This is a genomic window from Arthrobacter sp. A2-55, from assembly GCF_025548615.1.
Lineage (GTDB): Bacteria > Actinomycetota > Actinomycetes > Actinomycetales > Micrococcaceae > Specibacter > Specibacter silviterrae.
This window is the reverse complement of the sequence record NZ_JAJLOZ010000068.1, coordinates 1-24,202: the sequence shown is the minus strand read 5'-3', so window position 1 is coordinate 24,202 and position 24,202 is coordinate 1. Positions and strand designations below refer to the sequence as shown.

Below are 24,202 nucleotides of genomic sequence, written 5' to 3'. Positions count from 1 at the left end.
AGGAGAGCCGGATGCCGGGAAACTGGCACGTCCGGTTCGGAGGGAGGCCACGCGGAAAAGGACCCCATCAGGGGCACCTCGCCGCGTGGCCGACCCTACCAACACTGTCACGAGCCAGTTCCTGGGCGAAATCACCGTCACCGACACGCCCATGCTCCCGGGCACCGACCCGTCAGCCGGCTCGCAAATCAGCTCCGTGGAAGAGTTGAACACGTTGTTCACGGCATGGGTGAACATGGTCTACCACCACCAGCAACACAGCAGTACCGGGCAAACACCCCTGGCCCGGTGGGAAGCGTCCTGGGAACACCGCACCCCCGTGCGTCAGCCCCTGGAAACCATCCGCCAAGCATTCCTGTGGTCAGACACCCGCAGGGTCAGCAAGACCGGAACCGTGTCCCTGCATTCGAATAGCTACGAAGTGGACCCGCTGCTGGCCGGCACCACAGTGGAGCTGGTGTATGACCCCTTCGACCTCGACTCGGAAATCACGGTCAACAACCACCAAGGTAATCCTGCAGGGACCGCGAAACCCGTCAATATTGGCCGGCACGTGCATGCCAAAGTCACCAACGCCGTCAAGGACAACGACACCGCGGCCACCATCAACACGGGCATCAACTACCTGGACTTGGTCGCGACCCGGCACCGCGCGTCCCTCACCGGCGCCCCGATCAGCTTCGCCGACCTCCACGACCACACCACCACGAATCATCCCCAGCCCGCTACGAGCACGGAGCAGTCATGAGCCAGATCGACACCCTGCAATCCTATTTCGGTTTCACCCGCATGCCCTTTGGCCGTGACATCCCGCCGGCGGCCCTGAACCAGCACCCCGGGCACCGCGAGGCCGTTGCACGCATCTCCTGGTGCATCGATCAACGCCGAATGGGCGTGATCGCCGGGGAAGTCGGGGCAGGGAAAACCGTTGCGGCCCGTGCCGCGCTGGCGCAGCTGGAACCGGCCCGGCATCAAATTATTTACATCCCGGACCCGACCATCGGGATCCGTGGGATCCGCTCGACCATCGTTACCGCGCTCGGAGCCACACCCTCGTTCTTCTCCGGAGCCTTGGCCGCCCAGACAGCGTCCCTGCTCGCCGGGGAACTCGACGAACGCTCCCGCCTGCCGGTAATCGTCATTGACGAGGCACATCTACTTTCCAATGAGGACCTCGAAGCACTCAGGATGCTCAGCAACGTCTCGATGGATACGGAGTCGCACTTCGCCCTGCTACTCATCGGCCAGCCCACCCTGCGCAGACGATTGAAACTGGCGGTCATGGCCGCGCTGGACCAACGCATCGGCACACGGTTCACCATTGGCGGCATGAACCTTGAGGACACCGGCGCCTACATCAAGGGACACCTCGGCTTCGCCGGCCGATCAGATCCCCTCTTTTCCGAAGACGCCATCACCGCCATCCACCAAGCCTCCCGCGGCTACCCCCGCACCATCAACAACCTCGCCCTCGCCGCGCTCATGGCCACCCGCTCAACAAAAAGCGCGATCGTGGACCAATCCGCAGCACAATCAGCAGTCAGTGAATTCAGCGAATAACCACCGGCAGCCAAGACAATCACGCCGCCACCATGACCACGAACGCCCCGCCAGGAACATCCTGGCGGGGCGCTTTCAAACCCTCTTCGTCGTCAAGCCCGGCGGCGGCCCCATCGTCAAACAACGCAACGGTCAACAGCAGCATGAAAAAGAGCGTTCTCACCTCCGAGCAACTGCTCGAGCACGCAACCGAGTTCGCATTCCTGCCAACCGGCGCCGAGCGTGGCCAGCCCGACGTGGACCTCTTCACCGTCACGGTCTCATCCCGTTCCCCGGGCCGGTACGCGGTCCTCTACAAAGGCAGCTGCTGGGATGGCGAAGGCTGGGTATACGAGTCGATGCCCTCCTCGCGGACAGGCGAGTTCAAGGCCAGAACCCGGTTCCCGCTGGCCGAAGCCGTCGGGCTGGGCAGGGCATTTGCCGACACGGTGACCATCAACGGCCATACCTGGGCCCAATGGCAGGAGAGACTCGCGGCCAACAGGGAAGGGGCCAACTGATGGCCAGGAAGTGGACCGTCTTCCACGGTTCCGAGCGACACTCCCACCGCTGGACACGGAGGATGGCGCGGCGGCTGCTGCGCCGTGGCATCGAGCCGAAACCTCACTACACCACCGGCAAATTCTGGACAGACTGACGTTGGGTGGCGAATCAATGAGCCCGTCGAAGGATCTGTTTTTTGCCGCGCGGCGTGTTGATGACGTAGACGCTCGAAGACCTCAAGAACAACCAGAGGGCGGTCCCCAGGATCGCCACTGCGGAAGCGATAAAGAAGGCGAGTCTGGTCGGGCTTAGCCATTGGCTGTTGCCAGTCGCCGCCGTGTTGAAATGCATAGCGCCTGCAGCTGCGGGCGGGCCGACCGCAGTATCAGCACCAACCCCGTTGATCCGGGTTGATGTCGGCTTTGGGGATGGGCCGACTGCCGTATCGGCGACAGGGCCTGTGTAGCCACTGGCCAACTCCGGTGCGCTGCCCCAAATTTTGCCCCCATAAATCATCCTGCCGTCAGAAAGCATCTCGGGTGCCAGCGGAGCGACCGAAGATGAAGCGGTGGACGCCTTCAAAGACAGTCCGTACTGGTCTCTAGCTATCGCGTTCGCTTCGATGTTTTGCTGCACGCCCAGATAAGCAACCCAGACTCCGGCGCCGGTGATGAGCAATGTCAACAATGTTCCCCAAAGTGCGGTACTGGCCTTCACCCAGCGCGTTGGCTTTTGGTCCCTCACGCCTCCGAGGCGTCGAATGCGGTAAGCAGAGCTGCGCCGCTTCGCCTTTGCTGCCATCAACTTTGCCTCGTATCCCATGAGCCAAATTATGGGCTGGCCTTCTGTGCCAGGCAACCTGCTTGCCGACATTACGCGTCCCTCGAAGGCCAAGCCTTCGTTGTCCGCACACATGACCTCCAAATCCACCCAATTTTTTGGAGAATCCGTGCCAACCCTTGAACAACTTGCCATCAAGCACCGCCTGGCCGAGATGTCTGTCGCCCAGCTCATCACCGTTCCCGATACCCTGGGCGATTCGGAACGTGACACGTTTCTTGAGCTGCAGGATCAGTACGTGGAATTGACCGCACGGGGCCTCCGGGACAATTGGCTCCGGCGGGCGGTGTGGGGCAAGCAGACGGTATACCCGAGAACTGACCGCCAGCACCCCACACGCCGCGTCTCAGTGGATGAGCCCGCCGACGATTACGACACCCGGATGAAGTATCTGAACCAGCGCCTCGCCTCCGATGTCCAGCGCACTGTAGACAAGATCCGAGATGCCCAAAAATTGCTGCACACCTGGGCCGAGGTCACCGTCGCCGTGGATTGGGGATCCGTCCGGACGCGGGCGCGGGCGGAGTCCGAGGAGCGTTGGAACGCCCCAGCCCACCGTGAACGTCGGACAGTTGAAATCCGCGATCTCTACGCCGATGAGGAATGGGAGCCTATCAGCCAGGAAATTGGAGCCTGGCGGGAACTGCAGGCGCGCGGATTGTCCGAGGGCTGGTTGATCACCAAGGCCCACGTTGTTATCCCCCACCCCCTGGATGCGCACCCGAGCCGCACCGTCCAGGTCCTCGAATCGGAGGAGGTCGTGGCCGCCCGCGTCGCCGGACTGAGCCACTACATCGCAACCAGAGTGTCCGCATGAACGTCTGGGACCCCCGGGGAGACGTCGCACGGGGTCAGAGCCTGGTCAATCGGGTAAAGCGCGCCGACCAGCGTGCCCATCTCTATGACTTGGAGGACGACGGGGCTTCGGCGTTGGCGCAGACCAAACGCCGGCTCAAGGGCGCCATTGCCACCCGGCGGGCGATCATTGCAGAACTTCGCACCGGCAAGGCAGCGGCCGCCCGTGGCCTGGTTCGTGACCCGATGCTTGTTGCCGACCAAATCATGAAGCACGAGGCGAGGATCATCGAGTTGCGAGCTGCACTGGACAGCTTGCCGGCCCCAGGCGTGTTGGCGCCCATGACCCGCCGCGTTGCCAGGGAAGATCGCCGGCGGCGGCACGGCCAAAACCCCAAGCCGATCAGCCTCATCCTGCCACGCATCGCCGGCAGTCGGGCACTGGCCCGCCGCCTCAGCACCGAAGCAAGGATCACCCCCGGCTGCCATGCCACCATCGACGCCCGGCACTGCATCGAATCAACGTGGACGTTTGCCGATGAACTCTCCCTCATCCTGGTGAAGCGAGGAGCCGCCGGGGTCCTGCTGATCATGGGGCCACCGAAGACAATCGCCGACCTGGAACATGCCACGAGGGCCCGCGGGCTGCACCTGGCTGTCAACGACAGCACCCGATAATGCCGCATCCGCACACATGGTGTCCATCAAGTCCATCAGTCAAAGGAAATATCATGCGTGCACTGCTCATCCCGTCCAACACTGAAACCGCCCCTACGGTCATCGATATCGATCCGGGGCTCAAGGCGATCCAAGACGCCGTCGGTGGGTACATCCAGATGATTGGCATCCGGGACCATGACATCAACGCCTACCTCTGCGAAGAAGGCAAGCTCCTCGGCATGCCGTTCAACCCCCGAGCCACCGCAATCGCACTGTCCACCAGCTCAATTTTTCCCACCGATGTGATCGTCGGCGACATTCTCTTTGTCGGGCCCTGCGACGAGGAAGGCTACGACACCGACCTGCCCCAGCACGAGGCTTCCTGGTTGCAACAACACTGCAACGCCGACCACGCCACCGCGGCCAACGGCTGAGACTCCGCCATGAGCTACAAGATCATGCGCGTACCCCTCGACTTCACCCAGCCCCTCAACGAGGCCTGGGCCGGGTACACCATGCCCCCGTCGCCAACATGCACCACCTGCCAGGGCTCCGGCGACACCGGAGCGTTCGCCTGGTTGTACCGTCTCGGTGAACTCAGGGACATGCTCGCCGAGGACATTGTGGAACAGCGACGGGACCGGCCCATCCACCCTTACCTGTCCGCCCTTCGCAACAAGCCCACGGAATACATGTCCGCCACCCTTCGCCGCCCCAGTGAAGACATCCTCGAATTCCTGACCGGCCTGACCGGGCTTCCCGTCTCCGATCTGACCCACTGGAGAGGGCTGGACAGAGCCAGTCTAAAAGGCCTGTTGAAAGCATCCGGCGTCGGCCCCACCTGGGGCTGGTGCAAGGACTGCGAAGGCAAAGGACACCTGACCAACCCCGAGACAGAAGGCTGGACGCCCACCGAGCCGCCGAGCGGTCCCGGATGGCAGCTATGGGAAACCATCACCCTCGGCTCCCCCGTGTCGCCGGTCTTCCCGACGGGCGACGAGCTGGCCAGGCACATGGCAGAAACGGGCTTCACACCCGCCGAGGCACAGGCCCTGGTCGAATCGGGATGGGCGCCATCAGGAATCATCGCTGGCGGGCGCATGCACGACGACAAGGGGGCCGCCCTGGCCCTCCAACGCATGGACAACAACGGTCGGTAACAAACGCCGCCTGCCGTACACATGCCGTCCAGACGCCGGAGACGCCGGCATAAACCTGGAGGCATCCATGACCACGACAACGACACCTGACACCACCGAGGTGCTGGAGTCCGCCCGCCTGGCTTATGCCCTGCGTCAGGACACTGTTCCCGGCCGCTCCACCGAGGACTGGTGGGCCATCAGGGACGCCGCCAAGGCAGAATTCGATGCCGCCCTCGAAAGCGCCAAGGCTGACGCCTGGGACGAAGGGCACACCCATTGCTTCCATGTCGAGAATCCCCGCAACAAGCAGCGCAACCCGTACCGAAAGGCAGCACGATGACCACCAAGGACGAACTGTACGCGCGGGTCTTTCCGCAGATTCAGTCCCACTTCAATCACAGCTTCGTCCTGTCCGACCTCGAGGATGCCGCTTGGGATGTCGTCAACGCCCTGGAAGACGTGCTCACCGTAAAGGCGGCCCGGGTCCTCATCACCGCGGAAGAACTCAAGGCCCTGCCGGACGGGACCCTGATCTCGACCCCCAGCACCAACCCCGACTACCCCACGGTCTTCCGCAAGGAGTGGGAGGACGGCTGGATGGAGCTGGACCCTTCCGACAGGGACGACGGCGAAGTCACCCAACCCGCTGAGGCAATCCTCCGCTGGACGTCGAAGGACGGGACCGCCACCGTCCTCTGGGAGCCGGCAGTATGACGGACAGGGAGATCCTGCTCGCGCGGGCCCTCTATCGCGCCGGCGTCCACTGCCCAACCCATTCAGGCGGCCCAGTGATCGCATGCGACGACTGCCTCCGGGCGTGCGAACCCATCGCCCAAGCCCTCACCGGGGCCGGCATTGGTTCGCTGCACGACGCATGGGAAAAGGGTGTCTACGCCAGCACGAGCGGTGCCACCAACTACGCCAACCCCTACCCGAAAGCGAGCGAGACATGACCATCCCCGCCTCCGTCATCCATGCAGCCGAGAAGGCAGTCGCCGCGGCTCAGAATGTGCCGTTCGTCGGTGGCAGGCAGCGGAACATCGCCGGCGCCGTGTTGGCCGCCGTCGCCTCGGACTTCCAGGTGGAATCACTTCGGTCGGGCTTCAAATGGCTCGCAGGGGCGGTCGCTGAATCTGCCAGCAAGATCCCGCCGTCCCCCGCAGAACCGAACCTGGCCACCTCCTACTGGAACGGATACCGGGCGGCCATCCAAGAAGTCGTAGACCTCCTGGCCGAGCCGAAGCTGATCGACAAGGCGATGGCCAGTCTTGACCGATGCCAAGGGAAGGACTCATGAGCTACCTCACCGACTGCATCGCCGCCAAGGACGCTGAACACCCGGACGGGTCCGTGGACTGGACCGCGGTCCCTGTACGCCACGGTGGCTCCCTGGTGACTGACCACCCGGAGGACCATAACGATGAGTGACACCGTGGTCACACCTGACCTTGTGGAACTCATCGCGGAGTCGCTCAGGCCCCACGCTTTCGCAGAGCTTGAGCATGGCGCCTGGTCCTGTTCGTGTGGAGCACCCCTGGGCGCCGACCTGCCCGATGACCTGCACGTGGCCCACCAAGCCCGCGCCGTGCTGGACGCGCTGGAGAAGGCAGGCACCGTGGAGTGGGGAGTGGAGTCCCTCGACGCATCCGGCGGCGTCCATCCCCGGCGGATGCATGACCGGGACGCGGCCATCCATGAAGCTCATGACCGCATTGCGATCGGCATTCCGTCGCGTGCCGTCTCCTGGCTGCGACTGACCCGGACCTCGGCGCCATGAGACCGCGCGGCGGAAAGAATCCCCGCACCGCCGTACACATGGGGTGTGAACGCCGGAGCCGCCGGCACGGATGAGAGGCAGCACTGTGACCCGCCGCGACATTGTCATCACCGACCTGGCCACCGGCCCGGACGGCACCGAGTCCTGGACAGAAACCCTCAAGGACCCGAGCGGAATCCGGATCCGCAAAGTCACCGCCGAAGCGTGGGACTTCACCAGGACCAACTGCTACTGCTGCACCTGCGACGACTACGGAAGCCACGATCCGTACTGCCGCAACCATGGCTGGGCCGGTCAGCGCCCCTGCGAGGAACACGGGATGCCCGGCCAGGAAGTCGAAGAGTTTGACGGCAGCCCGGGCGAGGGCGACATGCCCGACAGCGTCCAGGTGCACCGGGCCAAGAAGGCTGCTACGGCCAAGGCCTACGAGACCAACCACCCTGCCCGCCCCTCTGCCAAGGAGGCAGCTCTGTGAAAATCATGCGCGCCAACTACGACAAGCCCTTCCGCTGCCCGGCGCAGTCCGGGCCAGCCTTCAAAGGCATCGACGAAATGATCTGTCGGGCTGGTTCACTGGCTGTGGCCTACAGCAGGCACAGCGATGACTGGAAGCGACTCTACAAACCCCACTGGGTGGTGCTTCGCTGCCCTGAATGCAATACCGCCGTGATCCCGTTCGTCTTGCGGTGGCTGGACCCGGCCTGGCTCCTGTGGAAAGTCCAGTGGCACGCACGCAAGGTGCTCCGGATGTGGCAGGACTGGGGATACTAGCTGGCAGTTGTGCGGAAAGTTTCCAGCCGCACACTGGCTGAGTACATCAACGAAGTCGATCCTGAAGGAGCCCGCTATGAGTGTTCTCGCCTTCCCCATCTCGGAACAGCGCAGCCGAGACATCCGCGTGGCCATGGACGTGGCCGACAAGGCACTCCACGAGCTCCTGCGCAAGGCCGTCGTCGCGCATCGTGCCGCGACGGTCCGCAACCCCGGAACGATCGCCAACCGCCACCACCGCACCATGGCCCACGCCTACTTGGACGCCGTCGCCATCATCGTGGACCGGCCCGGGGTCGACTTCGAAATCATGGGCCACCTCGACGCCGGTGTCTTCGACATCCGCAAGCTCACGGCGATCGCCCGCTCCTGGGACGGGCCCGACGCCGCATGAACCTTATGCAGGCCGAGTGTCAGCTCCACCAACAATGGGCGGCTGCAGGTCACTGGCCACGCACTTTCCATCGCTGGCTTCAGCTTGCAACTTCTCCGTCTGTTAATCCCAATCCCACACGTGCCGCTTCCACCTCGACCAGGGCTTCCTTCCACCGCCGGGCCGCCCGCACGGCGCCGTCCAGATGCAGCTCCCAGTCAGTTGCGATGTAGTCGTTCAGCCGGACAGCGGTCGCGTGTGCGTGCTTGTTCAACTCCAACAGTTTTGCCTCATAGTCCACTACGGCTGCGACATGGTTGGCGGCGTCCAGATCGATCATGATTCAAGGTTAACCGGCACCCCGCAACTGGTGTGACACCAAGGCCCGCCGTTGAAGCTCCGAGGGCGTGCGCTGCCGACATCGTTGTGGTCGTAAACGAAACTTGGGCACAAAAATGGCTACATCTCGCGGCCTGAGCCGAAGCACCGGTGCAGCAGTCGACAACCGGTCAACGAAATTGATCGTGCCCCTACCGGCTGACCACGAACCCCGTGCCCGGTCGATCCGTCCAGCTTCACATTCCCGGCCACCCAGGAATGAGATGCACCCCTCTCAACCGGTGACCTCCGGCCACCCAGGAATGAGATGCACCCCTCTCAACCGGTGACCTCCGGCCCGCCGCTGCGGGTCGTTGTGGCGCGATAGCGCCGTCGCCGGCGATCGCCGAGCGTCCCGGGGGCTGTGTGCGGACGGGTCAGAAATTGCCGGGGCAGTGTGGGCGGCATATTAAGAGGACTCGGGGCTTCGCCCCTCGCCCCTTTGCGCTCCCGTCACGCAATCTTCCCGCCAAGCTTTTTGCCAACCCTCGTCTCGAAGAGCTTTGTGCCTTCTACTGTCGCTTCGCTCCAGGGCCCGCTGCGCGGGCCAGCGGCTGCGCCGCGGTGCCGCTGTCGTTGTGTCTGCCGTGTCGCTGGCTGTGGGTGAGCTGCGCTCCCCCGGCTTCGCCTCGCTGTCCGGTACGTTCTCGTCTTGCTTGTCGTCTCGTGGCTGACGGCTGCGCCGTCGCCTGCCCGGTTCGTCGTAGCTCGCTGCGCTCCCTTCCTCCTCCCTGCCGGCGCCTTGCCCTGTCCCGGGTGCTTCGCCGCTGGACGGTGCGTCTGCCGTGTCGCTGTGCTTCTTGTTCTCAGGGGCTGCGCCCCGGGCGGGTGCTTGGCGGTGTCCTCGTTTCTTGCTGAAGGTTGGTGGCGGGTGAAAGGGGCTTCGCCCCGGGGATTGCCCTGGCCGGGGTTGGTCGTTTCGCTGCCGGTGTGTGGGCTGTCAGGGGCTTCGCCCCGGGACGTTCCCGCCTGGCTTGGCTGTCCGGTGCCCGTATCGTTGACGCATCGTTGCCCGCTGCGCCGGGCGTTCCGTTCACGGTACCGTGACGCTGGCGCTGCGGTGGACGATTCGAAACGCTTCGATCCGTCACGCCATCGTTACGGCCAACAGTGCGGGGGCGTGATGTCAACGGAACGAAAAGCTGCCGTCACGGGCCCGGCACGAATTCCGGCACGCCCAACAGCACGTGATGGGCAACCCGCCGGCCGCAGGCCTCCCCTGGTGGGACAACCACCTGCGCCACCACGCACACCCCTGGCCGAAGGCCTTCACCCGACGAACGAAGACAGCGCCAGCCGCACCACCACCCCACCGGCCGCAGGCCTCCCCCAACCACCAAACAACGTGACATCAACAACCCAACCGAGGTGGCACCCGCTGCGGGCCGCAGGCCATTAAAGGCCCGCCGCAGGCGACGTGTCGGCGACCCACCAGCTCGTGGAGGCGAAGGCGCGGAACTTGCGGAAAATTGTGGGTCATTTTCTGCGTTTCCTGGCCGGGAGCCGGACACAGTACAAGTGAAAGGATTTGTGGGCCCCGAAGGGGAGAATGGCCTACGGCCCGCAGCAACCTCATATCCCACACAAGCCACGCCCTTGGGGTGTTTTGACCGAAGGGAAGCTGGCGGGGCCGTTCCGGGAGCCGCTTCCGGGGCTTCGGGGAAATCTCCACAGAATCCGGGAATGTCACTGCCTGCAAAACCCCGGATGGAGGGCCTGCCGCCAAAAGGGGCCAAAACTACGCATGTTTTAGGGCATGGAGCAACGTATTTTCCGCCTCGCGCGGGCCGGCGGCATCGAAACCAATCCCACCACCTTCACCCAGCGGGCCGGCACTTTCGCCTCCGCCGTCGCCAACACCGGACCAGCCACCTTGCTGACCCGTCGTGAAAAAACGGGGCTCAACGGCTACCTGATCCTGGACGAAAAAGCTGTCGGCTCCAACGCCGCACTCCACCTGGCCCAAACCGTGGGTGCCCGCGCCGAAGCGGCCGAACTTCCCGACGACCTCGGTGCCACCCCAGTGGTCGGGCAGCTCACCTACCACCCGTCCCCGGCGCTTCGCGAAACACAAGCCGGCATCGATCCGACCGAACTGCCGCGCCTGCTGGCCACCGCCATGCCCGAGGGCTCCTGGGTGTCCGTCACCATGCGCAAGCCGACAACCAGGGAGCGCAAGCATTACACGCCCTGGCTCGCCCATCGGCTCGGAACCGCCGTGCCCACCCACCACTCCACCTCCCCGAACGCCGTCGTCGTCTCCATGATCGCGGGCGGTGCCAGCCGCGCCGAAGTTGACTCCCTTCTGCTTCAGGTGACGGCCGGGCTGCCCGGCTTCGACCTGGACTCCCGCGTCCACTTTCCCGGACGCTTCCACCGTGCCTTGCTTGGGCTTCCCGCCGGACTCCTGCTCGCCCTGGCAACGCTGATCGGTGCGCCACACCTGGACCCGGCCATCCTGGCACAGCTGACTCCGGCCATTCCCTACGCACTCGGGACTGCGGCCATGATGGCTGCAGCGGGGGTCGCTGCCGCCACCAATTTGGTCAAGTCCCCGGACCGCAAACTTCGCGCCCGCCTCGCCGTCTCCGAGTTCCCCCACCCGGCCAGCCGTCATGGACCGCCCAAGCCGCCCCACCGGGAAAAAGTCGTCAAGGGGCACACCAAGGGAGCCGACGGGGACCGCATTCCCTTCGAGCGATTCATTCCAGCCTTCGACGGCGACTACCCGCTCGCCCATGACGCCTTCATGGTCGGCCCCAATGTCATCGTCGGCATGGTCTCCCCGCACGCCGGCGCCATCTCCGGCGTCGCCGGCACCAAGGCCCGCTCCACCCCGCCTGTCATGCTCCAACCCATCGGTCCATTCCTGGGCACCAACGACGATGGCAACGCCTTCCTCTCCGCAGATGATCTGCGCATGGGGACCGCCATCGTCGGCCGTGCCGGCTCTGGCAAGTCACTGCTGGTCCGCTCCTTGTTCGGCTGGCACTGCCTGGAACGGGTCCAGCCTTGCGGCCGTCCCGGCTACCCGGGGACGAGAAACACCCTTATCGCCTTCGAATCCAAGGGCGATGGTGTGCCCAAATACGTCCAGTGGGCCCACACCATGGGGGACAAGATTCTGGTGATTGATGTCGCCGACAAGACCACCCCGGCCATCGACCTCTTCGCCGTCCCCGGCAGCATTTCGGCCAAGGCGAACTTCTTCACCAACGCCATGCGCTACGCCTTCGGTGACCAGGCCATCGGCGACCGGTCCTACGAAACCCTTGTCTCCGTCCTTACCGGCGCACTGGCCGTCACCGAGGATGTCTTGGCCTTCATGGAGGACCGCAACGAACGCCTCATCCCGGCCGGACAGTCCCCCATTTTCTACGCCCACCTGCTTCTGGGCGGACACTCGGACGCCGTCGGGGTGGAGCTGTGGAACGGCATCCAGGGCCTGGCCAAGCGGCTGCGTGAACGCGACACCCCGAATGAAGACCTTGACCTGGCCACCGTCGCCCTCGCCTCCCTTTTTGAGGGGCGCACTGAATCGGCACGCCGGTCCTTCCTGGAGGCTCCGCGCAACAAGATCAGCCAACTCCTCGCCCTGGAAGACTGGTGGTCCCCTGCCCGGCGCAAGATCACCTGGGCCCAGGTCCTTGAAGGCCACCGCTCCATTGTGGTCAACACCGGCTCGTCGTCGTCGGGGATCATCCTGGACGAGAGCCAGAACCAGCAGATTTCCTCACTGCTCATGTACGGGCTGCAGAACGCGATCATGCGCCACTGCCCCGGCTGGCTGGAAGAGGGTCGGTCCGTAACCATCTTCGCCGACGAGCTGGCCCTGCTTGCCGGCACCAGCCCCGAAGTGGTCGCCTGGATTCGCGACCAGGGACGCTCCTACGGCATCCGCGCCATCCTGGCCACACAGCGGCCCGAGCAACTGGGCGCGACGCTGCGCAACAACTTCCTCACCTACTCGACCCTGCTGTCCTTCGCCCAGACCGACGTGAACACCGCCGTCGAGGTTGCCGCCAATGTCGGCTCTGGCGGCGACTGGTCCGCCGAGGACATCCAACACCTGGAGCCCTACCACGTGGTCGTCCGCTCTCACGTCGCCCAGCGGCGCCAGCCCGGCTTTATCGTCAAGCTCCCCAACTTCGAGAAGGACATGGCCACCTACCCTGCCGCCCAGGGCTACCCCACTCCTGCAGCCCACCCGACGATGGGAGCATCCCTGTGAGTGCCACAACCGTTCCCGCCCGCCGCAAGGCGCCGGCCGGCATCCACGCCTCCATGCTTCCATCCAACTGCCCCGACGATGACGTGACCATGCACAACCGGCAGGACCCATACTGGGGTCGACTCTGGGCACCAGGATCCCAGGCGCTGTGGTCCACAGGGCCCATGACCCGCCAGCGCCGTCACAACGCCCAGCAGTTCAACACCCGACTCGCCCTCAGCGAGGAGAAGGCCATGTCCATACTCACCTCCAGCCGCGGTCGGAGCGAACGCCTGGCAGCCTGGGGCGTGCTGGATTCCTGGCGCACCGTGTCCGCCGAACAAATGGCAGCCCTCACCGGCAGTCAGCTCCTTCTCAGCCCCCGCTACTCGCAGATCGCGGCCTCCTACTCGATTGACCTGATCGACATCGGCCTGTTCGCGAACCTGCACCAGCCCCGCCCCGGACTGAACCGACACACGCTCTACCGCCCCGGCAGCTCCGCCGCCTTCGAAAAGCTCATCACCCCCACACTCACCTGGCCCGAATGGGTGAGCGTCACCGGCGGGTACCCCTGGTCGTTCGGCGGACAGTACGACCGCCACAACCTTCTCGCCACCGAACTCGCACTGCGCGCCGCCGAATACCTGGACATCGGCACCGTCCTGGGCGAAAAATTCTCCTCCGTGGACCTGCTGGCCGGGACCGGGCTCGGCAAGGAAGTTGCAAAGCCTGACAACCGCCGCGCCGACGGCACCATCGTCCGCACCGACGGACTGCGCATCGTCTATGAACTCACCGCCACCGCCTCCAAATCCTTCGCCGAAAAGGTCCGCCGCTGGGCCCAAACCATCAACGACCGGCCCCTGGAAACCTCCGGCCTCGTCATCATCTTCGTCGCTGCCCCGCACCCGGACCGGCCCCGGAACACGAGCGATGACCCGCGCCACGCCATCTACAAGACCATTGCCCAGGTACTCAAAGAATTCCCGGGCACCGGCACCGACTCCCCCGCCGCCCGCATCGGGGTCGCCCACTGGGAGGAATGGTTCCCCGCCCAGCACGAGGTCAGCGAGGACTTCTTCACGCTTCGCGCCGACTTTGCCACCTCGCACGCCGCCGGAGCCGCCAAGTGGGAGTCCCGACACATGCTCACCGAATATCCATTCACCCCATGGAAAACATTCGACGCAACCGCCGTCCTGGCCAACGCCCCGGCCCTGGCGGCCACGCCCCACTGGATGCGACGCGGGGATCACACGGCCCTGTTCGGCGCCCCGATGGACCGGTCCGGCGAAACCGTTCCTCACCCGGCGCCGGTCAGGGCACACCGCAGCAGCGGCCGGCCGCTGGGGGCGGGGGTCGGGCTCGCCAAGGACACCCGCCTCCCCCGCCGACTCCGGGTCCAGAGCTGACACGATTCCGCGCCCCGGTCCCCGAAAACTACGCATGTTTCCGGGTATGAGCGAGAAAAATTGGAAAGAGCGCGTCTCCGACGACCGAACCAAGGACAGCCAGGAAATTTCCAACTGGATGTTCGGCAATGGCACGAAGGTGCTCGGCGGGATTGCGGTCCTCCTCGGGATCTGGTTCCTGGTCACCGCCATCTGGGGCTGAGCATGTCCAACGGAATTTACGGGAGCGCGGCCACCGGACTGCAAGACACATCCTGGGCGGTCAACGACGCGGTGGCCCGGGTCGGAGCCAAGGGTGAGGAAAAGACCGAAGCCCTGTTGGGCGGTTTCGCCAAGAAGGCCGCCATACTTCACGACCTGCGGGTGCCGCTGCCCGGTTTCAAGGCCAACATCGACCACATCGTCGTCTCCGGCAACCACGTCCTCATCCTCGACTCCAAAGTCTGGAAGCCCGGCTTCTACTGGTCCTTCCTGGGAGTGAACCGGCGCGGCTGGGAGAAGGTCCCCCACACCCGCAAGGACCAAAGCTACGTCCAGCAGGCCATCACCGGCTTCCTCGCCGGCACCGGAGCGAACGTGCTGACACCGCGGCTGGTTATCTGGTCATCACGCACCGCCCAGTCACCGACTACCTGGATGTTGAATGTTCCCGGCGCCGAGCTGGTGCCCGGCTCGTCACTGGTCGCCAACGTCAAGGCATTCCTGGTCCGCAAGCCGGCCGATCCGGCCATCGTCGCCAAGCTCCGCGAACTGCTGGTCCGGCCCGCCCATATTGCCGCATCAGCCACCCCCACCTTTAGCGACCGCTGGGACGACGACGCCTTCGCCTGAGCGGCCCGCAGCACAACACCACCCAAGGAGAACCATGGCGGCACGGCGCACCCAGGCCCCCGGCAAACCAATCACTGGCCTCATCCTCGCCATCTCGGCCGCCGTCGCCTGCTACGGCGTCTACCCCGGCTATCCCGGCCTTCTCGCGGTGTGGGCGGGCCTGCTCGTCAACGCCTGGATGTACCCGCCAGCGATGTTCACCGGCAGCAAGGACTCCCGCGGCTACCCAACCCCGAGCCACCCGGGCGAACAAGCTGCCATGAACACCTTCCGGTTCTGGGAAGACCTCAAATACAAACTGGCGATCCCCAGCTTGGACTGGCTTCCCGGACTGAACCTGCGCCTGCCCTTCCTCGCCGCCGTCTGGACCGGAGCCGCAGCGTCGCTGCTTCCCGTCACCGACACCTACACCGGGGGTTGGGGCCCGCTCATCAACGCCGCCGCAGCGTACGTCGCCATCATGCAGGTCACCGCCAGCCGCCGCCGCACCGTGGTGGCCGACGACGACAACCCGGGCGCCCGGATGAACTCCCTGATCGCCCTGTCCAAAACCCAGACCCCCAAGGTCATCGGACTCGGCATCGGCGGAATCCTCCTGGGCGCCGTCATCGGCACCGTCGCCAGCGTTTTCATTCCCCTTGGGACCGCTGCCGCCAGGCTCCCCGCCATCCCGGAACCCGCCATCTGGGCACTGTGCTTGAGCGGCGGACCCCTGCTGTTCCTATCCAGGCCCTGGGTGACCGCTGCCCTGGACCACTGGCGGGTCGTCGTTGCTGCCCGGGAGGACTGGAAGCCGCGCTGGACGATGCTCAAGCACGACCCCGAGCCGCGCCTGCTCGATCACCGCGAAGTCGGCCCGGCCATCATCGAAACCTTCGACGCCCCCGCAGCAGTGGGAGCGATGGTGTTCCGCAGCCTGGGACCGAAAATTGTGCCCACCCTTGGCTCCGGCGTCAAGGTCGCTGTCCTCAGCACGCCCGACCTGGACTCCAACAACCAGCCCGTGCCCGGAACCATCAACCCGCGCCGGTTCGAAATCGCCCGATGGCCGGCAGATCAAATCCCCGACATCACCGACCCATCCACCCCGAAGGAAGTCGTCGCCGAACTTGTTCGCTCTTCCCTCGTATGGGTTGGCGAAGGGGCGGGCGGGGTCTCGCCGGCGCTGGTTGACGACGTCCACCTGCTTACCGCCGCCGCGGACGGCCAGGCGCCTGGGCCCCACGCCTGGGCCGTGACCTGGCGTTTCCCGGAAGGTCCGACGCCCCTGTGGGTTCGCCAGAACGGGCTCGGGGCGCTGTCCGGCCTGCTCGGGACCGATGCGCTGGTTGACCACCGAGCCATGGGCGGGGCCGGTTGCCTCTACCTGGGCGACCTTCTCAACCCGGGCACACAGTGGGACCCGTCCACCGGTGTCACCACAGAGACGATGCAGCAGCTCGCCGACGAAGACATCTGGGATCAGCGCTGGACCGAGGTCAGCAAGATGGGCACCAACCCGCCCGTCATCCAACACCCCGTCGTCACCTCCGCCAAGCTGAGAAGCGGCGCCACCATCCACTACGTCCCGTTCGTCACCCGCCAGGGCATGCCGCCCAGCGACTTCTTTGCCCTGGAACCGAAAATGGCCACCGTCCTGGGCGCGGCACCTTTCGTCACCATGACTGGCTTCCACGATCCCGGACGTCGCCCCGGAGAACGCCACCCCCAGGCATTTGTGGTGTGCTGGGCGGACACGCCGGTGCCGACCCGGCCCGACGACCTGCCGCCGAATCCGGGCTCCGAGGCACCCAAGTGGCTGCTGGCCGGCCTCATCAACCACGCCTTCCGGGTGTCCCGCCTCGCCGAACGTCCCGAAGTCGCTGCGGTCACCTGCCTGACCAAGCCCGAGTCCCGCCGACACATCTGGCGCATCGACCTGCGCCTCTACGGTGGCGTGACCTTGGCCGAGGTCCGCGGGGCCGCCCAAAAGATCCGCCAGCACTGGTCCAGCGAGTGGCTTCGCATCACCGACTCCCCCGACGGCTGCTCCATTTTCGTCGGCGCCAAGCCAGCCAAGGTGAAGCTCACCAACCCCCGGCAAGAGAAGCTCCTGGCTGCGCTCGACTGGGACCAGGCGTTCCTGGACTCCAAGGTTTCCGGCATTGGCGGGTTCATGCCCAAGCTCGCCAATGTCTCCCACCTGCCCAGCAACGACAAGGTCCAAGTTCTTGACTTCGAACTGCCACCCAACTCTGGGCTGGACTACACGATGATCAAGGCCGCGACAGAGAAGCTGAAGGCGGCCACCGACAACTTGTACGTCGATGTTCAGCGAACTTCCTCCGCCAGCACCGTCCGGATCCTGACCTGCACCGAAAACCCAATGCCGGAGCGCGTCGATTTCGACTTCGACGCCGTGGACAACTCCGGCAAACTCATCCCCTTCGCCACGGGCGTCGAGGGTGAGCCAATCATGTTCGACCCGATCACCTCCCCGCACGCACTCCTGGCCGGTGTGACCCGGTCCGGAAAATCCGTGCTGGCCCAAGGATTCGTCTACGGGATGCTCACCAAGGGGGCCCTGGTCTTCATCATCGACCCGATGAAAGCCGCCGCCGACTTTGTCTTTGCACGCAACTATGCCGCCGGATTCGCCGTCGACATCTTCGAGGCCGCCGCCACGCTCAAGGCCGTGTACAAGATCGTCACCGAACGCAAGAAGGTCAACGCAGCCATGGGCGTCGGCTCCTACCACGAGCTGTCCGACCCGCCCCCGCCACTGGTGGTCCTCATCGACGAATTCACCTCCCTCATGCAAAAGGAGGTTGTGCCACCGCCCTCCGACGACCAGGAGGAGGAGGAAATGCGTGAGGAGATCATTGCCATCAACCGCGCCAAGCAGGAAATCGGCACGTTCACAGGCAAGCTGGCCCGCGAGGCGGCCTCCGCTGGCGTGAACCTGCTTCTCGGCACCCAGAAGCTCTCGGCCAAGATGCTGGACACGGTGCCAGGGGGCGGCGACTTGAAAACAAACCTGGCCCGCACCCTGCTCGGTTCGGCATCCAGCGGCGACCGCATGTCGGCCCTTCGCGACTTCGATTCCGCTCCCCCGGTCGGCAACCCCATCCCGAAGGGCCGCGGCCTGTGGGAGCCCCTGGACCATTCCGCCGTCGTCATCCAGACCTGGTACGCCTCGCAGGACCGGCTGACGGACGAGCTGCAGGCCCGCCTGCCCGACCTGCCCGATGGTGACAAGCCAGACATCACACCATACCTGCGCCGCCCCGCCGTCCCGGGCGAGCCCGCTGAGGACGCCATCGTCGACCTCGGGGAGATCGAGCTGAGCCTTGACGACCTGGACTGGTCTGCGATCGAACTGTCCGACGAGGACACCGGTGAAGGCGACGTGGAACCCGGCACTGAACCGACCGCCACGGCGGGCACCGTCGTCGACATCGACCCGGTCGACGCGGTCTCTGAGACGGTCGGGCCCGTGGATGATTCCGTGGCGATCCTGCTGGACGTTGACGGCGTGATCACAGCCTTCGGCAGGGTCGATGACTCGATCACCATCGACTCCGTCAGCGGGGCGTCCATCACCTACCGGCCCGCCGTCGTACAGCGACTGGCTATCCTGCCCATCCACCAGCTGTGGCTGACCTCCCGTGGAGAGGATGTTGTCGTCGATCTGGGCAAGCTGCTCCCCCGGGCGACAGAGGTGCTGGATGCTGCCAGCAGCGACCACGGGTGGTGGAAGATCGACGCCGCCGTGGCCTGGCTGGCAGCACACCCCGGTGTCACCAAGGTGGTGTGGGCCGACGATGAGCTCTCCACCGAGGACGAAGTGCTGGGTGTCGACTTCCTGGACATCGCCCGGGAAGCCTTCGCCGCCGCCGGCGTGGACGCCCTGCTCATCCCCGCCGATCCGATGACCGGCCTGACCGACGGCCAACTGCAGACGATCGAGTCCTTCTGCACCGACAGTGCGGCCATCTACGCCCCCGAAGTGATGGAGGAGGCCCCCACGATGGAATTCGACGTGCCCGAGCCTTTCCTGGCCCCGACAGTCCAGATCCCGGTCCTGCCGTCCCTCGGCGAGGACGACCCGTTCCAGGTCAAGGTCCCGGCACGACGCACGGCAATCCTCGATGAAGAAGACCCTTTCGACTGAGCCGGCCTCGCGTCCGCACACATAGGAAGTGAGAACCTCCTCCCCCACTTGAAAGGACCGCCACCATGATGGGTGCCCATCACGCCGCCTGCGGCGCCGCCGCCTGGATCGCGCTCACAACACACGCTCACCTGGACGTCTCGCTGCTGGCCGAGAAGCTCGGTTGGGGGCCGACCAGCATCGACTTGGGCCTTGGCCTGTGGAACATCAGCCCCGTCGGGGTGGTGACCGGGGCTCTCGTCACCGCAGGAGCCGCGCTCATACCTGATGCCGACCACCACAACGCCACGATCGCCCACTCGCTGCCTCCGCTTTCCAACGCCATGTGTGCCGGGGTCGGCAAGGTGGCTGGCGGGCACAGACACGGGACCCACTCACTGCTGGGCATTGGAGCGTTCGTTGCCATTGCCTGGCTTGCCGGGCTCTGGACCATGGACACCCACACATTGGGCACCATCTACCCGGGCGCCGGCATCATGTCCGTCCTATTGGTGGCCTTTGCCGCCAAGGCCCTGAAGATCATCCCGGACCGAATGCGCCGGTCTCCGTGGGCCGTGGGCCTGGCCGTCGGGGCGTTTGTGGCATTGTTCGCCCCCCAGGAACAATCGTGGTTCCCTGTTGCCATGGGCGTGGGAGTCATAGTCCACATCCTGGGCGACATGATGACCACCGGGGGTTGCAACCTCGTCTGGCCGTTCACGATCAAGCCACCCAAGGCACTGCACAACATGCCGGTCATCAGGTGGATGTGGAAGCCGAACGGCTACCTGGCAGTGCCCGTGCTTGGCAACGCCGGATCATGGCGTGAATGGCTGTTGCTGGTGCCGATTGGCCTGTATGCGATCGTGGGGGTTGGCACGACCATCATCGGCATGGGTCAGGCCGGGCTGAGCAACCTGGCCGCAGCAGCGGGGCTGGGATCGTAGAGATTAAACCGACAGGCCCGCCCGAGCAACCAATACGGTGTTCGGGCGGGCCTGTCACTAACTACCCAAGGCCACTCGGGGGTGGCGCCTGCGGACCAGGTGGCGGTTGCACTCGGGCAAGGAAGCCGCAGGCGATAAGTCGGGGGCACGAACGCGTTGTGCGCATCCCGGGCACAGGGTGAAATCGGACATATTCCACCCGGCCCTGCTGGCAAGCCGGATGCTCACATTCACAGGCATGTCGGTTATGAACTTAGAATCATGTGGACATTCCTGAGACACGCCGTCGCAGGAAATATGCACACTCCACACTGTACTGATCGGCATCCTTGCCCCCTTCTCATCCATGAGTTAGGCCGGAGCATGCCCCGGACTCGTCAAAATTCCATCACATTTTTGGACATGTCGAATTTATCGAGTTGATCGTAGCAATATTTCTGTACATGTCCAATCTGCTAGACTCGTGGCTGAAAAACCATGGGGGGCAACGCCGGCAGTGTCCGGTACAGCAAGGAGCATGCATGACACCCGACCAGCAAGGCGAGAAATCGCCTGGCGCAGAGCTGGCCAGAAAACTCAACCTCCTCTTGGACACCCTCGAAACCGAGGGTCGCAAGGTGAAATTCAACGATGTACGCGATGCCATGGCGGAGGCAGGGACCCCTCTATCGCGCGCCAGATGGCACTACATGCGCAGTGGGACTGGGCCCGCAGTCAAGAAGAAAGCCCTCCTTCAGAACCTGAGCAAGTTCTTTGGCGTGAACGAGAATTATCTCCTTGAGTCTGATGAAGACCTCCCTCCACGCGTGGAGGCCCAGCTGGAGTTGCTGGCAACGTTGCGGGCTAAAAAAGTGCGAAACTTCGCGGCCCGACAGCTTGACGGCCTCTCCCCCGAGGCCCTGCTCCAAATCAGGGATCTGATTGATGAACAATTGGGCGAGGACAAACCGGATATTCTGTGACCTGAACAAGTCCACCTGAAAGGTCTACGCGCATTGGCACCACCCCGGAATTCCTTTATCCGTGCCGAGCAAGCGCTTAGGTCCATCGAGCTGCCCCGACATCTCACCCTGGAAGCACTCATGACGCGGGTGGCCAAGTACCGCGGCCGAAAAATCGTCATCAACGAGATGGCCGAGCTGATCGGGTCCAAGGCCTGCGGCCTATGGCTCTCCACCGACGAGACCGAATTCGTCTTCCATGCCCCAACGAAGTCGGCACTGCATCGTCAGCAATGCATCCTCCACGAACTCGCCCACATGGTTCTCCGGCACGACGAGACCGTGGTATCAGTCGAATATGCCCCCACCCTCTTCCCGGACCTTTCAGGTGAGCGGGTCCGCTCTGCCCTCGCACGCTCCGATTTCCTGCGCGAGGAGGAAATCACTGCGGAACTGCTCGCGGACCTCTTCGCCAAGGCAATTCACGACAGTTCGCAGGAACCACAGAACTTTGAAGGTGTGTTTGGATGATCGTCTCACTCATTATCGCGGCCGCCCTATGGGCCCTCTCCGTCGTGAAAATGTTCGCATATCGGAGGGGCCAGGACCATACAGTCCTGCTCTGCTCGATGGCGTTCGCCCTGTCATTCACCACTGACGTCGAGTTTGTGGCACGGCCCCTCGACAAGTTTCTCGGCGGCGACAACGCCAGCAACCTGGTGGGCCACCTGCTCTTTTCCTGCGGTGTCTACCTGCTCTCCCGATCCATTCTCCTGGCAGCCCAGCCCCTACGCTTCAGCGCCATCGAGCGCGGCTCGCGAATCGCCCTGGTGGCTGTTTTGACAGCCCAAGCGTTCACCTTCTCCCACATTGATGCCCCCGTCTTCGCGCAGCATTTCACGACGGTCTATGGCGGCCAGACTGGCGCCGTCTGGTATGCCATTGTGGAAATCACTTACACCAGCCTGGTGCTGGCCATGACATCATATTTCTGCCTGAAGTACTACCGGCGGATGTCCTCCCGCATCTTCCGCACGGCGTTCCTGCTTACCGCACTGGGTTGCATCCTGGCGACCTGCACGGAAATCCTAGGGGTTGAATGGGTGGTTCGACGCCATTTCAACGACCTGGCCAATCTGTCAGCCGCCAACTTCCTGCACGACTACATTTACGTCCTGGCGGTCCTGGTGCTCACAGCCGGCCTGGCCCTGCCCAGCATCTGGAACAAGATTCACCGGACATCACAGCGTAAGGAAGCAGCTCGCTGGGTCTCGGCCATCGAGCCAATTTGGAACACGGCCACGGACAACAGACGCGAGATGAGAATCGGCAGCCGGACCACTGCGTTCAGTGACACGGTCCGGCTTCATCGAATGCTCGTCGAGATCCGCGACGCCTTGCTCGGCGAGCCGAATCTTGAAAGTTCCCTCGGCGAATCAGCCCTAGCCCAAATTGATGCTGCAGAGCTGTGGCTGACGCCGCGACGCACCCGATCAATGGAGGCCCTGGCCCAGTGAGGGGCATTCTCTTAGCTGCCGCCGGAGGCCTCGCGGCGGTCTCCACAGTTGCCGCCGGGGCCTACTTCGCCAACCGCGCCATCACGCCATGGAAGTCTCGCAAGGAGGGTGTGGACATCCTTTCCTACACGGACAGACAGGTGGTGCTTGCGCAGTCCCCCGACACGTTGACCCCCGGAACCTTCAGCCTGTACTTCCAGGGCAACAGTGGCCACGCGCGCATCGGCGCCATCACCGGCCTCGACCCGGCCTCCGGGACCGTCACCCGCACAGTGGAGTCCGTTGACTACGGAGACCTGGCCGGTGCCAGAAAGGGGTACTGGAGCGGCTACGCCTACCCGGGCCCCAGTGCACTCGGGCTACCCTTCCAGGAACTGTCCATCGCCACCCCGGCAGGCCCGGCTCCGGCCTGGCTGTACGGGCCTCTAGGCAGCCCTGGTGTTGCGAACGGCATCTGGGTCATCCACATCCATGGACTGGGCGGCAAGCGCGCCACGGGGCTACGCACGGTCCCCGCATTCGCCCGCGCCGGGGCCTCCTCCCTCCTGGTGTCCTACCGCGGCGACAGGGAGGCGCGTGACACCCCGGCCGGCAAACACACCTTCGGCCAGACCGAGGTGGATGACGTGGCGGCAGCACTGGAATACGCAGCCTCGCGAGGAGCCTCGCAAGTCATCCTGGCCGGATGGTCAATGGGTGCCACCATGGCCCTGGAACTGGCAGTCCAGCCCAAGTACAAAGACCTGGTGGCCGGCCTCATTCTCATCGCCCCCGTCCTTGACTGGGCAGGAACTTTGTCCGTCCACGCCAGGGCAAGCCACCTTCCGCGCGCGGCCGTCAAGACGGGCCTGTCATTGATGAGCTGCAGGCTCCCTAGCCGCTGGCTGGGCTTACCGGAACCAATCGATTTCAAGCATCTGGACTGGGTCTGCCGGGCCCCTGAAATTAGGCAGCCGACCCTCATCCTGCATTCCAAAGACGATGGAAGCGCGCCCTACAATGACAGTCTGACATTCAGGCAGCGCACCGCAGGCGAGACGACGGTGGTGACCTTCAACGGGGCGAAACACACTCAGGAGTGGAATGCGGACGCCCGCCTCTGGGAGTCTTCCGTCGAACGCTGGCTCCACGATCAGATTGGCCTGGGTCCACATTCACCGGCATGAGGCCCCTGGGTTTCGAGAGTGCATCAGGCCGTCAGCGGCCATTGCGCAGGTATATCGAGAAAATTGTTGGAGCAGCGAGTGCGACGCAGGAAGACCTGGATTCAAGGGTTCCGGGGTTTGTGATAACCCTGCATTTATCCCTCGGAAACTCGCTCTTCTTGCAGGTTATCACACCCGAAAAAATCCATTTCTCTCACTTCCCACCAAAACACCCCTACAACGCCACCACCCCAGGGGTCGAACCCACCACCCCCACCGTCCCAA

The 24,202-nt window shown here is 64.4% G+C and carries 30 protein-coding genes; 27 read left to right on the top strand and 3 right to left on the bottom strand.

The genetic code is table 11. The features are described 5' to 3' along the window. The first annotated feature begins 85 nt into the window (after nucleotides 1-85). Both LPN03_RS16505 and LPN03_RS16500 read left to right on the top strand, forming a co-directional pair. Nucleotides 86-748, top strand: a complete 663-nt coding sequence (locus tag LPN03_RS16505) for a Mu transposase C-terminal domain-containing protein (RefSeq protein ID WP_262455129.1) — start codon at nucleotides 86-88, stop codon at nucleotides 746-748. Then, nucleotides 745-1,560, top strand: coding sequence for an ExeA family protein (locus LPN03_RS16500; protein ID WP_262455128.1), 816 nt, complete (start codon nucleotides 745-747; stop codon nucleotides 1,558-1,560). The genes LPN03_RS16505 and LPN03_RS16500 overlap by 4 nt, the downstream gene beginning before the upstream one ends. Before the next feature lie 19 nt (nucleotides 1,561-1,579). On the opposite strand, the gene LPN03_RS16495 is transcribed toward LPN03_RS16500, so the two are convergent. Beyond that, entirely contained in the window at nucleotides 1,580-1,705 is a 126-nt protein-coding gene (locus tag LPN03_RS16495; protein ID WP_262455127.1) for a hypothetical protein, read from the bottom strand. Here LPN03_RS16495 and LPN03_RS16490 point away from each other — a divergent pair. Then, nucleotides 1,704-2,060, top strand: coding sequence for a hypothetical protein (locus tag LPN03_RS16490; protein ID WP_262455126.1), 357 nt, complete (start codon nucleotides 1,704-1,706; stop codon nucleotides 2,058-2,060). The two genes, LPN03_RS16495 and LPN03_RS16490, sit on opposite strands and share 2 nt — an antisense overlap. A 151-nt stretch (nucleotides 2,061-2,211) precedes the next feature. Here LPN03_RS16490 and LPN03_RS16485 read toward each other — a convergent pair whose 3' ends face one another. After that, a complete protein-coding gene (locus LPN03_RS16485; protein ID WP_262455125.1) occupies nucleotides 2,212-2,865 on the bottom strand; it encodes a hypothetical protein in 654 nt (217 codons plus the stop codon). A gap of 127 nt (nucleotides 2,866-2,992) precedes the next feature. On the opposite strand from LPN03_RS16485, the gene LPN03_RS16480 reads away from it, so the two are divergent. The 13 genes from LPN03_RS16480 (at nucleotide 2,993) to LPN03_RS16420 (ending at nucleotide 8,422) form a co-directional block, all read left to right on the top strand. Next, nucleotides 2,993-3,700 carry a hypothetical protein gene (locus tag LPN03_RS16480; RefSeq protein WP_262455124.1) on the top strand — a complete coding sequence of 236 codons (708 nt, stop codon included), beginning with the start codon at nucleotides 2,993-2,995 and terminating at the stop codon, nucleotides 3,698-3,700. Then, nucleotides 3,697-4,356 (top strand): hypothetical protein, encoded by a 660-nt coding sequence (locus LPN03_RS16475; RefSeq protein WP_262455123.1) that lies wholly within the window; start codon nucleotides 3,697-3,699, stop codon nucleotides 4,354-4,356. Before LPN03_RS16480 ends, LPN03_RS16475 begins: the two co-directional genes overlap by 4 nt. A gap of 53 nt (nucleotides 4,357-4,409) precedes the next feature. Next, nucleotides 4,410-4,772 (top strand): DUF3846 domain-containing protein, encoded by a 363-nt coding sequence (locus LPN03_RS16470; protein ID WP_262455122.1) that lies wholly within the window; start codon nucleotides 4,410-4,412, stop codon nucleotides 4,770-4,772. Nucleotides 4,773-4,781: 9 nt separating this feature from the next. Continuing rightward, nucleotides 4,782-5,498, top strand: coding sequence for a hypothetical protein (locus LPN03_RS16465; RefSeq protein ID WP_262455121.1), 717 nt, complete (start codon nucleotides 4,782-4,784; stop codon nucleotides 5,496-5,498). Nucleotides 5,499-5,565: 67 nt separating this feature from the next. Beyond that, complete coding sequence (locus LPN03_RS16460) at nucleotides 5,566-5,820, top strand: hypothetical protein (protein ID WP_262455120.1); 255 nt, start codon at nucleotides 5,566-5,568, stop codon at nucleotides 5,818-5,820. Then, nucleotides 5,817-6,194, top strand: coding sequence for a hypothetical protein (locus tag LPN03_RS16455; protein ID WP_262455119.1), 378 nt, complete (start codon nucleotides 5,817-5,819; stop codon nucleotides 6,192-6,194). Before LPN03_RS16460 ends, LPN03_RS16455 begins: the two co-directional genes overlap by 4 nt. Before the next feature lie 74 nt (nucleotides 6,195-6,268). Beyond that, nucleotides 6,269-6,433: a hypothetical protein gene (locus tag LPN03_RS16450; RefSeq protein ID WP_262455118.1), complete on the top strand. Its 165-nt coding sequence runs from the start codon at nucleotides 6,269-6,271 to the stop codon at nucleotides 6,431-6,433. Beyond that, on the top strand, nucleotides 6,430-6,777 hold the full coding sequence (locus LPN03_RS16445) for a hypothetical protein (protein ID WP_262455117.1): 348 nt from the start codon (nucleotides 6,430-6,432) through the stop codon (nucleotides 6,775-6,777). The genes LPN03_RS16450 and LPN03_RS16445 overlap by 4 nt, the downstream gene beginning before the upstream one ends. Then, nucleotides 6,774-6,908, top strand: a complete 135-nt coding sequence (locus LPN03_RS16440) for a hypothetical protein (RefSeq protein ID WP_262455115.1) — start codon at nucleotides 6,774-6,776, stop codon at nucleotides 6,906-6,908. Before LPN03_RS16445 ends, LPN03_RS16440 begins: the two co-directional genes overlap by 4 nt. Next, nucleotides 6,901-7,257, top strand: a complete 357-nt coding sequence (locus LPN03_RS16435; protein ID WP_262455114.1) for a hypothetical protein — start codon at nucleotides 6,901-6,903, stop codon at nucleotides 7,255-7,257. Before LPN03_RS16440 ends, LPN03_RS16435 begins: the two co-directional genes overlap by 8 nt. Before the next feature lie 70 nt (nucleotides 7,258-7,327). Next, a complete protein-coding gene (locus tag LPN03_RS16430; RefSeq protein ID WP_262455113.1) occupies nucleotides 7,328-7,732 on the top strand; it encodes a hypothetical protein in 405 nt (134 codons plus the stop codon). Continuing rightward, entirely contained in the window at nucleotides 7,729-8,028 is a 300-nt protein-coding gene (locus tag LPN03_RS16425; RefSeq protein ID WP_262455112.1) for a hypothetical protein, read from the top strand. The genes LPN03_RS16430 and LPN03_RS16425 overlap by 4 nt, the downstream gene beginning before the upstream one ends. 76 nt (nucleotides 8,029-8,104) lie before the next feature. Then, on the top strand, nucleotides 8,105-8,422 hold the full coding sequence (locus tag LPN03_RS16420) for a hypothetical protein (protein WP_262455111.1): 318 nt from the start codon (nucleotides 8,105-8,107) through the stop codon (nucleotides 8,420-8,422). A gap of 79 nt (nucleotides 8,423-8,501) precedes the next feature. Here the strand turns inward: LPN03_RS16420 and LPN03_RS16415 are convergent, their stop codons facing one another. Beyond that, nucleotides 8,502-8,741 carry a hypothetical protein gene (locus LPN03_RS16415; protein WP_262455110.1) on the bottom strand — a complete coding sequence of 80 codons (240 nt, stop codon included), beginning with the start codon at nucleotides 8,739-8,741 and terminating at the stop codon, nucleotides 8,502-8,504. A gap of 1,794 nt (nucleotides 8,742-10,535) precedes the next feature. On the opposite strand from LPN03_RS16415, the gene LPN03_RS16410 reads away from it, so the two are divergent. From LPN03_RS16410 to LPN03_RS16360, 11 genes are all read left to right on the top strand, one after another. After that, complete coding sequence (locus LPN03_RS16410; RefSeq protein ID WP_262455109.1) at nucleotides 10,536-13,010, top strand: type IV secretory system conjugative DNA transfer family protein; 2,475 nt, start codon at nucleotides 10,536-10,538, stop codon at nucleotides 13,008-13,010. Continuing rightward, nucleotides 13,007-14,404: a hypothetical protein gene (locus tag LPN03_RS16405; protein ID WP_262455108.1), complete on the top strand. Its 1,398-nt coding sequence runs from the start codon at nucleotides 13,007-13,009 to the stop codon at nucleotides 14,402-14,404. Before LPN03_RS16410 ends, LPN03_RS16405 begins: the two co-directional genes overlap by 4 nt. Before the next feature lie 46 nt (nucleotides 14,405-14,450). Next, nucleotides 14,451-14,606 carry a hypothetical protein gene (locus tag LPN03_RS16400; RefSeq protein ID WP_262455107.1) on the top strand — a complete coding sequence of 52 codons (156 nt, stop codon included), beginning with the start codon at nucleotides 14,451-14,453 and terminating at the stop codon, nucleotides 14,604-14,606. Nucleotides 14,607-14,608: 2 nt separating this feature from the next. Next, nucleotides 14,609-15,235, top strand: coding sequence for a nuclease-related domain-containing protein (locus LPN03_RS16395; RefSeq protein ID WP_262455106.1), 627 nt, complete (start codon nucleotides 14,609-14,611; stop codon nucleotides 15,233-15,235). 34 nt (nucleotides 15,236-15,269) lie between these two features. After that, complete coding sequence (locus LPN03_RS16390; RefSeq protein WP_262455105.1) at nucleotides 15,270-19,388, top strand: FtsK/SpoIIIE domain-containing protein; 4,119 nt, start codon at nucleotides 15,270-15,272, stop codon at nucleotides 19,386-19,388. A gap of 65 nt (nucleotides 19,389-19,453) precedes the next feature. Next, complete coding sequence (locus LPN03_RS16385; protein WP_262455103.1) at nucleotides 19,454-20,314, top strand: metal-dependent hydrolase; 861 nt, start codon at nucleotides 19,454-19,456, stop codon at nucleotides 20,312-20,314. Between the two features lie 521 nt (nucleotides 20,315-20,835). Beyond that, nucleotides 20,836-21,276, top strand: coding sequence for a hypothetical protein (locus LPN03_RS16380; RefSeq protein ID WP_262455101.1), 441 nt, complete (start codon nucleotides 20,836-20,838; stop codon nucleotides 21,274-21,276). Nucleotides 21,277-21,396: 120 nt separating this feature from the next. Next, a complete protein-coding gene (locus LPN03_RS16375; protein WP_262455099.1) occupies nucleotides 21,397-21,786 on the top strand; it encodes a hypothetical protein in 390 nt (129 codons plus the stop codon). Next, nucleotides 21,783-22,772, top strand: a complete 990-nt coding sequence (locus tag LPN03_RS16370) for an MAB_1171c family putative transporter (protein WP_262455098.1) — start codon at nucleotides 21,783-21,785, stop codon at nucleotides 22,770-22,772. The genes LPN03_RS16375 and LPN03_RS16370 overlap by 4 nt, the downstream gene beginning before the upstream one ends. Beyond that, entirely contained in the window at nucleotides 22,769-23,938 is a 1,170-nt protein-coding gene (locus tag LPN03_RS16365; RefSeq protein WP_262455097.1) for an alpha/beta hydrolase family protein, read from the top strand. Before LPN03_RS16370 ends, LPN03_RS16365 begins: the two co-directional genes overlap by 4 nt. Continuing rightward, nucleotides 23,935-24,202, top strand: a 268-nt coding sequence (locus tag LPN03_RS16360) for a hypothetical protein (protein ID WP_262455096.1), incomplete at its 3' end; no start/stop codon positions are given. The genes LPN03_RS16365 and LPN03_RS16360, both read left to right, overlap by 4 nt.

Excerpts from the sequence above, each read along its gene's own strand:
- LPN03_RS16500 (WP_262455128.1), top strand. The coding sequence starts at position 745 with ATGAGCCAGATCGACACCCTGCAATCCTATTTCGGTTTCACCCGCATG.
- LPN03_RS16490 (WP_262455126.1), top strand. The coding sequence starts at position 1,704 with ATGAAAAAGAGCGTTCTCACCTCCGAGCAACTGCTCGAGCACGCAACC.
- LPN03_RS16495 (WP_262455127.1), bottom strand. The coding sequence starts at position 1,705 with ATGCTGCTGTTGACCGTTGCGTTGTTTGACGATGGGGCCGCCGCCGGG.
- LPN03_RS16485 (WP_262455125.1), bottom strand. The coding sequence starts at position 2,865 with ATGGGATACGAGGCAAAGTTGATGGCAGCAAAGGCGAAGCGGCGCAGC.
- LPN03_RS16475 (WP_262455123.1), top strand. The coding sequence starts at position 3,697 with ATGAACGTCTGGGACCCCCGGGGAGACGTCGCACGGGGTCAGAGCCTG.
- LPN03_RS16470 (WP_262455122.1), top strand. The coding sequence starts at position 4,410 with ATGCGTGCACTGCTCATCCCGTCCAACACTGAAACCGCCCCTACGGTC.
- LPN03_RS16465 (WP_262455121.1), top strand. The coding sequence starts at position 4,782 with ATGAGCTACAAGATCATGCGCGTACCCCTCGACTTCACCCAGCCCCTC.
- LPN03_RS16460 (WP_262455120.1), top strand. The coding sequence starts at position 5,566 with ATGACCACGACAACGACACCTGACACCACCGAGGTGCTGGAGTCCGCC.
- LPN03_RS16455 (WP_262455119.1), top strand. The coding sequence starts at position 5,817 with ATGACCACCAAGGACGAACTGTACGCGCGGGTCTTTCCGCAGATTCAG.
- LPN03_RS16445 (WP_262455117.1), top strand. The coding sequence starts at position 6,430 with ATGACCATCCCCGCCTCCGTCATCCATGCAGCCGAGAAGGCAGTCGCC.
- LPN03_RS16440 (WP_262455115.1), top strand. The coding sequence starts at position 6,774 with ATGAGCTACCTCACCGACTGCATCGCCGCCAAGGACGCTGAACACCCG.
- LPN03_RS16435 (WP_262455114.1), top strand. The coding sequence starts at position 6,901 with ATGAGTGACACCGTGGTCACACCTGACCTTGTGGAACTCATCGCGGAG.
- LPN03_RS16430 (WP_262455113.1), top strand. The coding sequence starts at position 7,328 with ATGAGAGGCAGCACTGTGACCCGCCGCGACATTGTCATCACCGACCTG.
- LPN03_RS16420 (WP_262455111.1), top strand. The coding sequence starts at position 8,105 with ATGAGTGTTCTCGCCTTCCCCATCTCGGAACAGCGCAGCCGAGACATC.
- LPN03_RS16415 (WP_262455110.1), bottom strand. The coding sequence starts at position 8,741 with ATGATCGATCTGGACGCCGCCAACCATGTCGCAGCCGTAGTGGACTAT.
- LPN03_RS16410 (WP_262455109.1), top strand. The coding sequence starts at position 10,536 with ATGGAGCAACGTATTTTCCGCCTCGCGCGGGCCGGCGGCATCGAAACC.
- LPN03_RS16400 (WP_262455107.1), top strand. The coding sequence starts at position 14,451 with ATGAGCGAGAAAAATTGGAAAGAGCGCGTCTCCGACGACCGAACCAAG.
- LPN03_RS16395 (WP_262455106.1), top strand. The coding sequence starts at position 14,609 with ATGTCCAACGGAATTTACGGGAGCGCGGCCACCGGACTGCAAGACACA.
- LPN03_RS16390 (WP_262455105.1), top strand. The coding sequence starts at position 15,270 with ATGGCGGCACGGCGCACCCAGGCCCCCGGCAAACCAATCACTGGCCTC.
- LPN03_RS16385 (WP_262455103.1), top strand. The coding sequence starts at position 19,454 with ATGATGGGTGCCCATCACGCCGCCTGCGGCGCCGCCGCCTGGATCGCG.
- LPN03_RS16380 (WP_262455101.1), top strand. The coding sequence starts at position 20,836 with ATGACACCCGACCAGCAAGGCGAGAAATCGCCTGGCGCAGAGCTGGCC.
- LPN03_RS16375 (WP_262455099.1), top strand. The coding sequence starts at position 21,397 with ATGACGCGGGTGGCCAAGTACCGCGGCCGAAAAATCGTCATCAACGAG.
- LPN03_RS16370 (WP_262455098.1), top strand. The coding sequence starts at position 21,783 with ATGATCGTCTCACTCATTATCGCGGCCGCCCTATGGGCCCTCTCCGTC.